At 69.0% G+C, this 14130-nt stretch carries 14 protein-coding genes; 5 read left to right on the forward strand and 9 right to left on the reverse strand.

The window, feature by feature from the left end:
• Positions 1-114: 114 nt before the first annotated feature.
• Complete coding sequence (locus ACIBL3_RS04065; RefSeq protein WP_396351679.1) at positions 115-606, forward strand: DUF4446 family protein; 492 nt, start codon at positions 115-117, stop codon at positions 604-606.
• A gap of 8 nt (positions 607-614) precedes the next feature.
• On the opposite strand, the gene ACIBL3_RS04070 is transcribed toward ACIBL3_RS04065, so the two are convergent.
• A complete protein-coding gene (locus ACIBL3_RS04070; RefSeq protein ID WP_396351680.1) occupies positions 615-2207 on the reverse strand; it encodes a diacylglycerol kinase family protein in 1593 nt (530 codons plus the stop codon).
• 93 nt (positions 2208-2300) lie between these two features.
• On the opposite strand from ACIBL3_RS04070, the gene serS reads away from it, so the two are divergent.
• Together serS and ACIBL3_RS04080 are read left to right on the forward strand one after the other, a co-directional pair.
• On the forward strand, positions 2301-3575 hold the full coding sequence (gene serS / locus ACIBL3_RS04075; protein ID WP_396351681.1) for a serine--tRNA ligase: 1275 nt from the start codon (positions 2301-2303) through the stop codon (positions 3573-3575).
• Positions 3572-4366, forward strand: a complete 795-nt coding sequence (locus ACIBL3_RS04080; RefSeq protein WP_396351682.1) for an HAD family hydrolase — start codon at positions 3572-3574, stop codon at positions 4364-4366. The genes serS and ACIBL3_RS04080 overlap by 4 nt, the downstream gene beginning before the upstream one ends.
• A 166-nt stretch (positions 4367-4532) precedes the next feature.
• Here ACIBL3_RS04080 and ACIBL3_RS04085 read toward each other — a convergent pair whose 3' ends face one another.
• A complete protein-coding gene (locus ACIBL3_RS04085) occupies positions 4533-5087 on the reverse strand; it encodes a WhiB family transcriptional regulator (RefSeq protein WP_396351683.1) in 555 nt (184 codons plus the stop codon).
• A 573-nt stretch (positions 5088-5660) separates the two neighbouring features.
• Between ACIBL3_RS04085 and ACIBL3_RS04090 the strand changes: the two genes are divergently transcribed.
• A complete protein-coding gene (locus ACIBL3_RS04090; RefSeq protein WP_396351684.1) occupies positions 5661-6473 on the forward strand; it encodes an HAD family hydrolase in 813 nt (270 codons plus the stop codon).
• A 173-nt stretch (positions 6474-6646) separates the two neighbouring features.
• Here ACIBL3_RS04090 and ACIBL3_RS04095 read toward each other — a convergent pair whose 3' ends face one another.
• From ACIBL3_RS04095 to ACIBL3_RS04120, 6 genes are all read right to left on the reverse strand, one after another.
• Positions 6647-7258, reverse strand: coding sequence for a bacterial proteasome activator family protein (locus ACIBL3_RS04095; RefSeq protein ID WP_396351685.1), 612 nt, complete (start codon positions 7256-7258; stop codon positions 6647-6649).
• Positions 7259-7320: 62 nt separating this feature from the next.
• Entirely contained in the window at positions 7321-7851 is a 531-nt protein-coding gene (locus ACIBL3_RS04100; RefSeq protein WP_396351686.1) for a CGNR zinc finger domain-containing protein, read from the reverse strand.
• 178 nt (positions 7852-8029) lie between these two features.
• Entirely contained in the window at positions 8030-10666 is a 2637-nt protein-coding gene (locus tag ACIBL3_RS04105; RefSeq protein WP_396351687.1) for an FtsX-like permease family protein, read from the reverse strand.
• Positions 10666-11382, reverse strand: coding sequence for an ABC transporter ATP-binding protein (locus tag ACIBL3_RS04110; protein WP_396351688.1), 717 nt, complete (start codon positions 11380-11382; stop codon positions 10666-10668). Before ACIBL3_RS04110 ends, ACIBL3_RS04105 begins: the two co-directional genes overlap by 1 nt.
• Positions 11379-11951 carry a PadR family transcriptional regulator gene (locus tag ACIBL3_RS04115; RefSeq protein ID WP_396351689.1) on the reverse strand — a complete coding sequence of 191 codons (573 nt, stop codon included), beginning with the start codon at positions 11949-11951 and terminating at the stop codon, positions 11379-11381. Before ACIBL3_RS04115 ends, ACIBL3_RS04110 begins: the two co-directional genes overlap by 4 nt.
• Positions 11952-11984: 33 nt before the next feature.
• Positions 11985-12560 carry a TetR/AcrR family transcriptional regulator gene (locus ACIBL3_RS04120; protein ID WP_396351690.1) on the reverse strand — a complete coding sequence of 192 codons (576 nt, stop codon included), beginning with the start codon at positions 12558-12560 and terminating at the stop codon, positions 11985-11987.
• Positions 12561-12633: 73 nt separating this feature from the next.
• Between ACIBL3_RS04120 and ACIBL3_RS04125 the strand changes: the two genes are divergently transcribed.
• Positions 12634-13056: a VOC family protein gene (locus ACIBL3_RS04125; RefSeq protein WP_396351691.1), complete on the forward strand. Its 423-nt coding sequence runs from the start codon at positions 12634-12636 to the stop codon at positions 13054-13056.
• Here the strand turns inward: ACIBL3_RS04125 and ACIBL3_RS04130 are convergent.
• Positions 13045-14022: an NAD(P)H-quinone oxidoreductase gene (locus tag ACIBL3_RS04130; RefSeq protein WP_396351692.1), complete on the reverse strand. Its 978-nt coding sequence runs from the start codon at positions 14020-14022 to the stop codon at positions 13045-13047. The genes ACIBL3_RS04125 and ACIBL3_RS04130 overlap by 12 nt on opposite strands.
• Between the last annotated feature and the right edge of the window lie 108 nt (positions 14023-14130).

Genomic DNA, 14130 nt, shown 5'->3' on the forward strand with positions numbered 1-14130 from the left:
TACGTTGCTGCTGACACCACCCGGACGTGTGGTCCACCAAGCATCACCAAGCGACCACTCTCCGCAATCACCTGAATACTCAAGTATGACGAGGAATGCTTTAGGCTTCCGTGCGTGTCTTCGTCGTTGGCCGTTGCATTCGCGATCGCCGCATTGTTCGTGGCGGTCCTCGCCCTGGTGTTCGCCATTCAGGCGTTGCGGGCTCAGTCCGGCGCAGTCAGATCGGCCAGGCTGCCCGAAGCCCCCAGCCCTGAACCCGAGCAGCCCCAGCAGCCGGGAGCCAAGCCGGGCACGGTCCGGTCCGAGCTGAAGAAGCTGGGCAAGGACATCGAGGTGACTCGCGGTGAGCTCCGCGAGACGCTGCAGCACCTGGCGGTGGTCCGGTACGACGCTTTCGGTGACACCGGCGGCAAGCTGTCGTGGTCGATGGCCCTGCTGGACGACAACGGCGACGGTGTCGTGCTGACGTCGATCAACAGCCGGACGGACGCCCGTACGTACGCCAAGGAGGTCAGGGCGTTCACCAGCGAGGCGAAGCTCTCCCCTGAAGAGGACGAAGCGATCGAGACCCTCCGCAAGGAAGCCGGCCCGACCGTCGGGAGCTGAGAGGGCGTCTAACGGCGCCTGGGCACCCGGGCGATCAGCGCGCCGGCCTCGATCTCCGCGGTCAGTGAGCGCCCAGGACCGATCGGGTCGCCGTCGAGCTGCCGCTGGACGTCGACCGCCGCGGTGATCTCCACCTTCCGCCCGGTGAACCGCTCCAGGTACATGTCGGTCCGGTTCGTCCGGGTCATCAGCCGCCAGACGACGATCGGCCACTGGGTCACCCGTCGCGGCGCGATCACCACCACGTCGAGCAGCCCGTCGTCCGGACGGGCCTCCGGGAGCAGCGGGATGTTGGCCTGCAGCATGCCGACGTTGCCGACCACGACCGTCCGCACCCGGCGCTCCATCACCAGGTCCTCGTCGAGCTGGATCCGGACCCGGACCGACGGGTGGTTGATGTTCTTCGCCGCCGACACCAGGTACGCCGTCCAGCCGATCTGCCGCTTCAGGTGCGGCGGCGCGTCGGAGATGATCGCCGCGTCCAGCCCGAGCCCGGCCATCACCGCGAACCGGTCGGTGTCCAGTTCGTCACCGTGCACCTTGACCAGGTCGATCCGCCGGTCCCGGCCCTCCAGGATCCGCTCCAGCGCGTCGTCCAGGTCGAGCGGGATGTGCAGGTTCCGGGCCAGCAGGTTGCCGGTGCCCGCCGGGATCACGCCGACCGGGATCCCGGTGTGCGCCAGCGCCGCGCAGACGACCCGCACCGTCCCGTCGCCGCCCGCCACCAGCACCAGGTCCGACTCGTTCTCGATCGCTCGCTTGGCCATCGCGTTCCCGGCATCGTCCTCGCGCGTCTCCAGCCACAGCGGGTCGTCGAACCCGCGGACCGCCAGCGCCCGGGTCACCTTCCGCCGGAACGCCACCCCGTCGCCCACCTTGATCGGGTTCACGATCACCGCGGCCTTCGGCGGGATCGTCGTACCGTCGTCCTCGGACGGGGTACGGCGCCGCCGCCGGCGCAACCCGGGTCGCAGCCCGAACCCGATCGACGTCGCTGTCAGGATCGCCAGCCCGAGCGCCCAGCCGCCGAGCACGTCGGACACGTAGTGCACGTTGAGCGCGACCCGGTCGGCCGAGGCGATCCACACCACCGCGATCGTCGGCAGCATCACCAGCAGGCGAAACCGGCGCCGCCACCCCCGGACCGACGGCAGGACGACGCCCAGCGCGCCGGCCATCACGAACGCGGCGGCGGCGTGGCCGGAGACGAACGACCAGCCCTCGGTATCGACCAGCATCGGGGTCGGCCGGGGACGGTCGAAGATGTGCTTGACCGTGTGCACCAGAGCGAGCTCGGCTCCGGCCGAAACCAGCAGCCAGATCGTGAGCAGCCGGGCCCGGCGGTGCCAGAGGTACGCCGCGACGATCACGATGACCGCCCGCATGCCCCAGGGAAGGAACACGGAGCCGATCACGTGCCAGAAGTCCACCGTGTTCGGGTGGGTGACGCCGTACGCCGCGGCGCGGGCGGACACGGACTGGTCCCAGCGCTCCAGCGGCGCCCAGTGGTTGGCGACCAGGAGGGTGAGCACGACGAACGGCAGCGCACCCAGCACGACCGTGAACGCACGGCCGAGGTGGCTGGGTGGATGGTGGTTCATGGCCCGCTCGGTGCCCCCTCGAGTAACAGTGCGTCAACCACATCATCCCGAATAGACTTCGCCCGCACTGACACGCCCCGATACCCTCGTCGTGTGATTGACGCGAAACTGCTCCGTGAGAACCCCGATGTCGTGCGTGCGGCCCTGACCAAGCGCGGCGAGAGTACGGACCTGGTCGACCAGATCCTGGTCGCCGACAGTGAGCGTCGATCGTCCATCTCCGCGTTCGAGGCTCTGCGGGCCGAGCAGAAGGGGCTCGGCAAGCAGGTCGCCCAGGCCAAGGGCGACGAGCGGGCCGCCCTCCTGGAGCGGACCAAGACCCTGGCCGCCGAGGTGAAGGCCACCGAGGCCACCGCGAGCGACGCCGAGCGCCGCTTCGACGAGCTGGCCCGCGCGCTGCCGAACCTGGTGTCCGACGAGGCGCCGGTCGGCGGCGAGGACGACTACACGGTGGTCGAGGAGATCGGCAAGCCGCGTGACTTCGCGGCCGAGGGCTTCGAGCCGCGCGACCACCTCGAGCTGGGCGAGTTGCTCGGCGCGATCGACATGGAACGCGGCGCGAAGATCTCCGGCTCGCGGTTCTACTTCCTCAAGGGCGCCGGCATGCTGCTGCAGCTCGGCATGCTCCAGCTGGCGATCCAGCAGGCGGTCGAGGCCGGCTTCACCCCGATGATCACGCCGACGCTGGTCAAGCCCGAGGTGATGGGCGGCACCGGCTACCTGTCGGCGCACGACGACGTCTACCGGCTCGCCGACCCGGACCTCTACCTGGTCGGGACGTCGGAGGTCTCGCTGGCCGGCTACCACATGGACGAGATCCTCGACCTGTCGAACGGCCCGATCCGGTACGCCGGCTGGTCGTCCTGCTACCGCAAGGAGGCCGGGTCGCACGGGAAGGACACCCGCGGGATCATCCGCGTCCACCAGTTCGACAAGGTCGAGATGTTCTCCTACTGCAGCCTGGAGGATGCCGCCGCCGAGCATCTGCGGCTGCTCAACTGGGAGAAGGAGATGCTCGACAAGATGGAGCTGTCCTACCGGGTGATCGACACCGCGACCGGTGACCTCGGCATCTCGGCGTACCGGAAGTTCGACTGCGAGGCGTGGGTGCCGACGCAGGGCCGGTACCGGGAGCTGACCTCGACGTCGAACTGCACCGACTTCCAGGCTCGCCGGCTGAACATCCGGCACCGCGACGCCGACGGCAAGACCCGGCCGGTCGCGACGCTGAACGGGACGCTGGCCACCACCCGCTGGATCGTCGCCATCCTGGAGACGCACCAGCTGGCCGACGGCTCGGTCCGGGTGCCGACCGCCCTGCGTCCGTACGTCGGTGGTCGTGAGGTCCTCGAACCGGTCGGCAGATGACGGACACCCCGCGGCCGACGGCCGTTGCCCTGGACATCGACGGCACCCTGCTGGACCACGACGAACTGCTCTCCGAGGCGGTCGTCGATGCAGTACGCCGTACCGCGGCCGAGGTGCCCGTGATCCTGGCCACCGGCCGGGGCTGGCAAACGACCAGGCCGGTCGCCGAGCGGCTCGGCCTGGCCGCCGGGGCGTTGGTTGTCTGTAGCAACGGTGCGCGGACGATGCGGTTCCCGGCCGGCCAGGTGGTGGACGAGCGCACCTTCGACCCGACCACGGTAATCGCGTCCGTGCGCCAGCACGCGCCGAACGCCCGGATGGCGGTCGAGGAGTACGACGGCAGCTACCTGGTCACCGCGCCGTTCCCGGACGGCGACCTCGGGTACGACGCCCAGATCCGGGTGGTCAACGACGACGAGCTCGCGCCGGAACCCGTGACCCGGTTGATCATCCGGGACCCGGAGCAGTCGGAGGCGGACTTCGTCCACCTGGCGGAACGCCTCGGCCTGCACGGGGTCAGCTACTTCGTCGGCTGGACCGCCTGGCTGGACATCGCACCGGAAGGCGTGGACAAGTCGACCGGCCTGAAGGTCGCGCTCGCACAGTACGACCTGGACCGGTCCGGACTGGTCGCGATCGGTGACGGACGCAACGACATCGAGATGCTGACGTACGCCGGTCTCGGCATCGCGATGGGGTCCGCGCCGGACGAGGTGAAGGCCGCCGCCGACGAGGTGACCAAGTCGGTCCAGGACGACGGCGTCGCCGCTGTTCTCAATCGCTGGTTCTGACCCACACCCTCCAGTCCAGTCCACCTCGTCGCGGACGCCAAGCCTTTCGTCCGCAGTCGAATTGCTTGACAGTTGTCAAGGGCAACCGAAAGGCCCGGAATCCCTGCTCTCACAGGGCTTCCGGGCCTTCGCTGTCCGATAGTCCGCTGGCGGGCCGAGTATCGGGTCAGGCGACGCGGCTGCTGCCGGTCCGGCGCTGCTGGCGCTGCTGGTCGACGACCGCGTCGAACGCGTCCAGGACGGCGCCGACCGCGGGCCGCGGACGCGGCGTCTTGACGGCCGGGCTCTGGCCGCGGCGGGCGCGGCGCAGGTGACGCTTCACCGTCGAGAGCGAGCAGCCGAGCCGCATGGCCAGCGACTCCAGGCTGTCGTTCGGGTACTGCGTCCGCAGCCGCAGCACCTCTTCGTGGCTGACCGGCCGGCGGGTCCCGCGGGCCCCGGCGAGCTGGTCGAAGTCATCGGCCTGCACCTCGACGTCGAGCAGGTTGCGCATCGAACGCCGTTGTACAGCAGTGGTTCCGGCGACGAAACCGCTGACGTCGTGCTCGGCGACCGCGCTGTAGAGGCAGTCGGTGAACAGCGGGCACGAAGCGCACAAGGCCTTCGCCTCCCGCACGAGCTGTTCGTACCGCTCGCGCGTGCGCCGGGTGGCGGACGCGGGCGGCGGCTCTTCCATCAGCCGGTGCTGGAAAATATCCGACCGCGCGATGCAGCCGGTCATTGCCCCTTCCGTGGTGGAAGATGTGTCGACAGCGGCTCGGGAACTGCTGCCCCCTGATCCCGCTAGATTGGCGCTGTTGACGGTCATGTGGCTCCCCAAGTATTAGGACCCGTATGAACGAACGGTGAACGACGTTCGGCCACGCGGATCCACTAGCTGATGAACCGGCGAACTGTTGCCGACCCACCGTGTCGTCCCGCACGGGACGCACCGATCCATAACTGTTGACGCCGCTGATGCGGTTTTGGTTGCAGCCAATTCCGCAACAGTTCTTCGACGTTTGTGTGTGCTTCCAGGGTGGGGCTGCATCAGTCGCGCTGATCCAGAACAGGCTCTACGACGCGGTCGAAGCGCCCCCGGTTCCCCGCCAGACCTCCGCATGAAATCATGCGTAAACCGTGCTGCGCAGGGGAACTTGCTGCCTTTGCAGCATCCTGCCGTAACGGTCTGGTGACGTTGTTCAAGGCTCAATCAGATTGGTCAGAAACGTCTGAAACCGCTGGCTGATCGCTTGCGCCGGACCTGCTCGGAGGGGTAATGAACAATCCTCACCAGGCCGGATACGGTGGTCTCGTGACGGCCCCTGACGACCTCCGCCCACCCCGCCTGATCGCGACCGATCTTGACGGAACCTTAGTACGCAGCGACGGAACGATCTCCGATCGCACGCGTTCGGCTGTGCTTGCGGCGCAACGCGCGGGCAGTGTTTTCGTGATGGTCACCGCCCGGCCACCTCGCTGGCTGCACGACCTGGCCGACCTGGTCGGCGAGCACGGTGTCGCGATTGTTGCCAACGGCGCTATTTTGTACGACGTCGTCCGCCGGCAGCCGATCCGGACCCGGCTGATCGACCCGGCGGTCGCGCTCGAGGTCGCGGAGGCGATCCGGGCCGAGATTCCCGAGGTGGAGTTCGCGATCGAGCGCTCCAACCGATACGGGCAGGAGCCGAACTACCTCAACCGCTGGCCGAAACCCGACGACACGTTGGTGGCCGGAATCGACGTCCTGCTGTCCGAACCGGCCGCGAAACTGCTGGTCCGGCACCCGAGTTGGCACTCCGACGAGTTGCTCGCGCGCATCGATCCGTTGGTGGCCGGCCGTGTCACCGCCAGTCACAGCGGCGGGACGAGCCTGGTCGAGATCTCCGCGAGCGGCGTGTCGAAGGCGGCGATGCTGGCCGATTTCGCTGCTACGCAAGGGATCCCGGCTAACGATTCGGTCGCTTTCGGTGACTCGATCAACGACCTGCCGATGCTCGCCTGGGCCGGTACGTCGTACGGCGTGGCCAACGCGCACGCCGAAGTCCTCGCCGTGGTTGACGAAGTGTGCCCCACAAACGACGAGGACGGCGTCGCCGCCGTCCTCGAAGAGTTGTTTCAGCCTTAGCGCCTCGCGCCAGGTGTCCTTCGGCGCTTGCGACGCCCAGGCACGCACCTCGCGGCACTTGCCCAGCGCCCACGATGCTCCGCATCGAGGCCACTGCTCAAGCACCGCGATGCACGCACCTGAACGCCGCAATCGCTCGAACGACACCTGGCGCGAGGCGCTGAATTAAGGCGTTACAGATACATCCCGCCGCTGCCGGGGCCGTCGGTGTTGGCGGCCTGCGGAGAGCCCGGGAAGCCCGCGGGTTCCTCGCCGTGCACCTGCTGGCCGCCGGGGAGCGCGCGGCGCATGCCCTCCAACTGCTGGCGGGCCGCCATCTGCTGGGCGAACAGCGCCGTCTGGATGCCGTGGAACAGGCCTTCCAGCCAGCCGACCAGCTGGGCCTGCGCGATCCGCAGCTCGGCCTCGGTCGGCACGGTGTCGTCGGTGAAGTCGAGGCTGAGGCGTTCCAGCTCCTCGACCAGCTCCGGCGCCAGGCCGCTCTCGAGCTCCTTGATGGAGACCTCGTGGATCGACTTCAGCCGCTGCCGGGAGGCTTCGTCGAGCGGCGCCGACTTCACCTCCTCGAGGAGCTGCCGGATCATGTTCGCGACCCGCATCACCTTGGCCGGCTGCTCGACGAGCTCGGTCACCGACCGGGGCTCGTCCTGCTCGTCGCGGTCGCTGTCGGAGCGCGGCGGCCCCTCGACGGCCATGCCGTCCGGCCCGACGATCAGCACCTTGCCGTCCTCGGTCCGCGCCCCGGCCATCGGAACTTCCTGGCCCTCGCTGCTGCTCTCGGTCATCTGCCCATCCTAGGCTCCCCTACGCGCGGTACGCGGGCGGGCTGTGGACAACCTCGACGCGACTACGAGGAGCGAGCGCGGTGCCGCCGTACTGCGTCCCGGTTGGCGCAGGCGGGGCTGCAGTAGCGCTGCCTGCCGGTGCGGGACAGGTCGGCGTAGACGTTGTCGCAACCCACAGTCGCGCACCGGCCGAGCCGGGTGATCCCGCGGCCTGCAAGGTGCAACGCCGTACCGGTGCTGATCAGGGTCGCGACCAGTCGGCCGACCGGGACCTTGTCCGGCCGGTAGTGCACGTGCCAGCCATCGCCGGCGTGGTTGGTGAGCCGCGGATGCTCGGTGTACTTGGCCAGCATCGCGTTGACCAGGTCGACGCGGGACTGCTCATCCTTGGCGTCCACCACGTCCAGCCACTCATCCAGCGCGACCCGTACGGCGGCCAGGTCGTCGGCGGTCACGTGTCGCTCCCGCACCAGCCGGCTCTCGACCCCGCTCTCCTCGCAGCGCTCGGCCAACTCCTCGGGTGTGGTCGCCGGCCGGGTGACGAGGTTGACGGCCAGCAGGACCGCGTCGGCACCGTAAGGGTTGAGATGCATAATGCCATTACATCACGATGGATTCATGACAACCAGACTCGAAGCCCACCGCCACCGCTGGCAGGTGGCGTCCTCCCATCAGGTCAGTGCAGGCCTGGTCGTCTACCAGCGGTGTGCCTGCGGCCAATGGAGAGTCACAAGCACACCGCCGTACCCGGTTGCCTACCCCGAGCTAGCGCTAGTCGATTCGGCTGACCATCGGTAGTCGTGACCGCGTCATCAGCCAGGCGAGCAACCCGGCGAACAGCGGTACGGCGACCACGATGCCGCCGATCTCCAGCCACGGCACCATGAAGTGCGGTGATCCGAAGGCGGCGTGCGCTGTGTAGCCGTAGAGCGCGCCGACACCCACGCCCAGCACACAACCGAGTTGTCCCAGCACCCACGCTTGCGCGGCTGCCAGGTTCCGCCGCCTTCGCGGTTGGGCACCAATCGCTGCGAGCGTCGCCAGGTCGGCTCGGCCCTCGGCGGCAGACAGCGACACCGAGATTGCGACGCCGAGCAACGTGACCACGGTCGCCGCCGTCAGGATCCCGATCAGGAACGCACGTGCGGGGCTTTGGTACCCGTTCTCGATGGTCAGCAGGTCGTCGCGCCCGAGCAACCGATGCGCTGCGGCGAGTTCGTCGTCGGTCGGCGGACGGCTCAGCTCGTACTCGACGCTGATCGTGTTGATGGTGCCGAGCTTGGCGGCCGCTTCCGGGCTGATGAGCGCGTTGGTCTTCAGCAGCCGGGTCGCCGGCACGCCGCCTGCGTAGACGGCCGGGTGGCGGGCGACCCGCTTGCTGCTGGTGGGGGTGTCGCTAATCAGTTCGACGGTGTCCTTGGTGGTCAGGTCGGCCCTCGGCAGCAGAATCCGCCCGGCGCGCAGCTCCTCGGCCGCGCGCTCGAGACCCGCGAACTTCTCCACGTACGCCGGATCGACCACGAGCACGCTGAATCCTGCCTGGCCGACGGTCGTCTCCGGCGCGCGGGCGATGATCGTCGGCACGTACTCACCGATCGGCTTGACCCCGGGTGCGGTCACGGTGCCGACGCGGAACGTGTGCTGAGTCGGCAGCACTGACGCGATCCGCTGCTCGGTCGAGGCGGAGTACGGCACCGAGCCGGATCCACCGGTGTCGAACGGGACCGTCGCGTTGCCCGGCCGTCCTTCCGGCAGGTAGTCCTTCGCCTCCGCGGCAATCCCGTTCGACGCTGCGAAGGCGAGCGCCGCCGTACCGGCGACAGCCATCATGATCGCCGCCGTGGCCGGACCGGTGCGGTGACGGTGCCGGGCTGCGTCGCGCAGTGCCAGCCGTCCGCTCAGCGGCAGGTGTCCGGCGAGGCTCGAGAGCTTGCCGACCAGGTTGGGCAGCATCCAGACCAGCCCGGCGATCACCGCAGTGATTCCCAGCAAAACAAGGGCAATCGGGCCGGTCGGCGTCACAGTCGCCTGGTAGTCGGCGTCCGACGGCAACATCCGCCTGGCTTCGGCGAGCGCCGATGCAAGCATCGTGCTGCCGATCAGAACCGACGCGACGCCGGCGATCACCATCAGCACGGCAGCCTTGCGGATCTTGGCCCTGCCGATGGTCGCGGCGAACCGTCCGGACAAGGCGGCCAGCGGCGCCTGCCGGCCGGCGCTCACTGCGGGAACGACGGCGGCGGCGAGTCCGGCGAGCACACCGAGCAGGGCGATCACGATCACGCTGACCCACGGGATCTGCCAGGACAGGAACAGCGTCGAGTTCATCCGTTCCCACCAAGGCTTTCCGGCGACCAGTACGACGGCCGCCAGCAGCAGACCCGCGGTCACTCCGACCACACCGGCGAACAGGCCTTGCAGCAGGACGATCCGCCGTACGTCGCGCGCCGTACCGCCGGTTGCCATCACCAGGCCGAGCTCGCGGGTCTGCCGTCGGGCGCCGACCGCGAACGCGGTACCTGCGAGCAGAACGATCTCCAGCACACCCAGGCCGATCGCCAGCGCCATCGCGGCGTACGGGCCGATGTCGCCTGATCCGCCGCCGTACATCTCCGGTGGCGGGTTCACGATATTTGCCCGCGGCAACAAGAACAGGCCGTGGCTGCGCAGCGGCGCGGCAAGAGTGGTCGCATCGACCGCGTCGGGCAGGTCGACCAGGTACTGCACCGAGGTGGTCGGGTCGACGGTGATCAGTGAAGTGTCCGGTGTCGCGAGGACGCTCCGCACGTGCGGCCGGTTCGTCGGCCGAACGATCCCGACAACCTGGTACGACGCTCCGTCCGCGCTACGAACCGTCGCACCGCCGAGGTCGCGGATGCCGAGGTACTTCGCCAACGCCGGCGAGATCGCGACCTCCGACCGCGACGCCGGGAACCGCCCTTCGTCGAGCCTGGTCAGGTCCTTCGCGAGCGGGCTGCTCGCATCACCGGTCAGCACGCTGACCGCGCTGGTCGTCGACGGTCCCTGGATGTCGACGGTGCCGACCTCGACAATTGCCCTCGCCAGCACGCTGCCGATCGGCAGCAACGGCCGCGGGTCGAAGGTCGCCGGCACCCGGACCGGCTTCTCCGCGCCCTGAGCCGGCGCCGGTTCCGACGAGCCCAGCACGTGCGGCATGTCCATCGGCGCGAATCTCCCGTACTGCGAGACGCCCACCTGCGCGTCCGCCTGGCCGATACTCAGCCTGGCCAGCGTCTCCCCCGACGGAGAACTGGTCTTCAGCACCACGCCCATCCAGGTCACGGCGAGCACCGGGAGGCCGATCAGCGCTGCGACCAGGAGCGTCCGGCCGAGCGACCTTCTCGTGGTGCGCCGGGCGATCCGAAGCGGCGGCCCCCAGTCACCCATCAGCGACTCTCCTGCAGCAGGGCGTCGGCCTCGGGCAGCGGACCGGACTGGCCTACCAGCACACCATCGCGCAGGTAGACGACGCGATCCGCCCAGGCGGCGTGCCTGGCGTCATGGGTGACGAGCACACCGGCGATGCCGTGCTGGTCGCAGCGGTCCCGCAAGAGTTGGAGGACTGCCTCGCCGGTGTCGGAGTCCAAGGCGCCGGTGGGCTCGTCGGCGAGCAGGAGCCGGCGTTCGCCGACGATCGCGCGGGCGATAGCAACTCGTTGCCGTTGGCCACCGGACATGTCCTCGGGGAATCGATCGGCGAGCTCACCGATGGCCACCTCCGTCAGCGCTTCCTCGGCGTACTTGCGGGCGACCCGGGTCCGGGTGCCGTCGAGCTCGAGCGGCAGGGCGACGTTCTCGGCCGCGGTCAGCGCGGGGATCAGATTGAAGTCCTGGAAGACGTAGCCGATCCTGCGCCGGCGCAGCGCGGCCACGGCGTTGGGGCTCAGCGTGGTCAGACTGTTGCCGTCGACAAGTACTTCGCCGGCGGTCGGCCGGTCGAGTCCGCCGGCGCACGTGAGCAGAGTGGACTTGCCCGAGCCCGACGGACCCATCACGGCGACGAGCTCACCGGCTTCGACGGACAGGTCGACGCCTCGCAATGCATGCACCGCCTGCTCGCCTTGCCCGTGGGTCCTGGTCAGCTTGCGGATGTCGAGGATCATCGCGTGGCCTCCTCTTCCGGCGCCGGTACGGCGGCCTTCGGAGCCGTGGATGCCTTGCCGCGGTGACGTAGCAGCATGGCTTCGCAGTGGTCGAGCCAGCGGATCTCGGCCTCGGCGGCGAAGATCATCGACTCCAGGACGAGCTGCCAGGAGATCTCGCTGTCCCGGCTGCCGCGCTTCAGCTTGGTCAGCTCCTGCAGCGACTGCATGGTCGCCATCCGCTGCCGCTGGACGACGGCGCTCACATCGATCCCCGGTACGGCGAGGGCCAGCGCGAGCTTGATCGCCAGTTCGTCACGCGGCCGGGACTCGCGGGTGACCGGGGTGTCGAACCAGCCGGCCAGCTCCGCCCGTCCGGCGTCGGTGATCTCGTACATCGACCGGCCGTCGCCCTCCGACGACGCGGCCCGGACGAGTCCGTCCCGCTCGAGGCGGGTGAGTGTCGTGTAGACCTGCCCGATGTTCAACGGCCAGGTGGCTCCGGTCGCGGCCTCGAACTCACCGCGCAGCTGGTAGCCGTACTTCGGGTCCTGGCGGAGCAGGGCCAGCAGTCCATGCTTGATCGACATGGATACTGAGTATGCATACCGAGTATGCCCCGGTCAACGCTTCCCTTCGACGAGCCTTCGGACGAGGCGGTCCGTGGTCGTGTCGACGTCGTACGGGCGACCGGTGCCAGGGGTGAGCTGGTCCAGGACGAGGCCGTCGATGGCGAAGTGCAGCAGGCGGATCTCCTCGGCGCCGCCGGGGAGGCCGGCGTTGGAGTTGAAGGCGACGTCGGCGTCGAAGCCCTGCCGGATGGTGCGGGACAGGATCTCGTGCAGACCCGGTCGGCGGGCGGCCTCGAGCCGAAGTTCCAGCAGGGCAAGGGAAAGCTCGGGCCGGCCGAGCAGCCGCTCGACGATGTAGTGGACGTAGTCGACCATCAGGTCGATTCCCGGCTCGCGCTTGGCCAACGGTTCGAGCACAGCCTCGTCGAGGGCGAGTCGCTCGAAGATTCGCTCGCCGAGTGCGCCGAGTAATGCGTCGCGGGTCCGGAAGTAGTTGGACGCCGTACCCGCTGGAAGTCCCGCCGCGGCGTCGACGGCGCGATGCGTCAGGCCACGCGCGCCGGCTTCCGCGAGGACGGCGAGACCGGCGTCGGCGAGTTGGGTACGGCGTTCGGGGTTCCTCGGCATGTTGACAAGGCTAGCAGAGTTCCACTACAACTGTCGTACACAACAACGACAGCTGTAGTAGTCAGGAGAACGTATGCAACCCGCGTCATTCGGCGCCACCGTGGTCACCGACCGACCGGCGGAGGTCGCCGCCTTCTACCAGCAACACTTCGACCTGCAGATCGCGATCGACCTCGGCTGGTTCGTGACAGTCCGCCGCGGCGAGGCGGACTGGGAGCTCGCGATCTGTCAGCGCGGGCACGCGACCGTGCCGGATGCGGTCAACAAGCTGACCGAGAGCACGAACCTCTTCGGTTTCGTTGTCGAGGACGCCGACGCGGTCGCCCGGGCACTGACCGAGGCGGGCGTGAACCTCGAGACCGAGGTGGTCACCGAGGTCTTCGGGCAGCGGCACTTCTTCGTCCGCGACCCCGAGGGCACCTGGATCGACGTCATCCAACTGGTCGCGCCCGACCCGGACTGGCTGGCCGCCAACTTCCCGGCGTCAGAGGGTTAGCAGCACCTTGCCGGTCTGGGTGGACTGCTCGAGGGTCTCGTGGGCGCGCCGGACCTGGTCGAGGGGGAAGGTGGTGTGGACGATCGGCCGCACCTTCTTCGCCGCGATCAGGGGCCAGACGTGGCCGACCACCTCGGCGAGGATCCGGCCCTTGTCCTCGACCGAGCGGGCGCGCAGCCCGGTGCCGGTGATCGAGCCGCGGCGCGACATCAGCCTGCCGAGGTCCAGCTCGCCCTTCGCCCCGCCCTGCAACCCGATGACGACCAGGCGGCCGTCGTACGCGAGCGTCTTCACGTTGTCGGCCAGGTACTTCGCGCCGATGATGTCGAGGATCACGTCGGCGCCGGCCTTGCCGGTCGCCTCCTTCACCACCGAGGCCCACTCGGCGTCCTTGTAGTTGATCGCCACATCGGCGCCGAGCCGGGTGCAGAACTCCATCTTGTCCGTGCTGCCGACCGTGCACAGCACCCGCGCGCCGTGTGCGACCGCGAGCTGGATCGCCATCGTCCCGATCCCGGATGCGCCGCCGTGTACGAGCAGCGTCTCGCCCTCCTTCAGGTGCGCGGTCATGAACACGTTCGACCAGACCGTCGCGACCACCTCGGGCAGCGCAGCCGCGCTGACCAGGTCGAGCCCGTCCGGCACCGGCATCACCTGCGGCGCCGGTACGACGACCTGCTCGGCGTACCCGCCACCGGCGAGCAGCGCGCAGCACTCGTCACCGACCGACCAGCCCGCGACCTCCGCGCCGACCGCGGAGATGGTGCCGGACACCTCGAGCCCGATCGTCCCGGGAGCACCCGGTGGCGGTGGATAGTGGCCCTGTCGCTGGAGCAGGTCGGCCCGGTTCACGCCCGCGGCGACCACGTCGATGACGACCTCGTCGACAGCCGGCTTCGGGTCGTCGATCTCACCGATCGTCAGAACGTCGATCCCGCCGGCACCCTCACACACGACAGCTCGCATGCAGCACACGGTACCCGCCGGCCCACGACGATCACGGGTCGGCGAGGGGCGGCGTACCTCGACGACCGTGTTCTGCTGACCGCCGGTGCGCGGGATGATCTCGCTGTT

It is taken from the genome of Kribbella sp. NPDC050124, from assembly GCF_044460355.1.
Lineage (GTDB): Bacteria > Actinomycetota > Actinomycetes > Propionibacteriales > Kribbellaceae > Kribbella.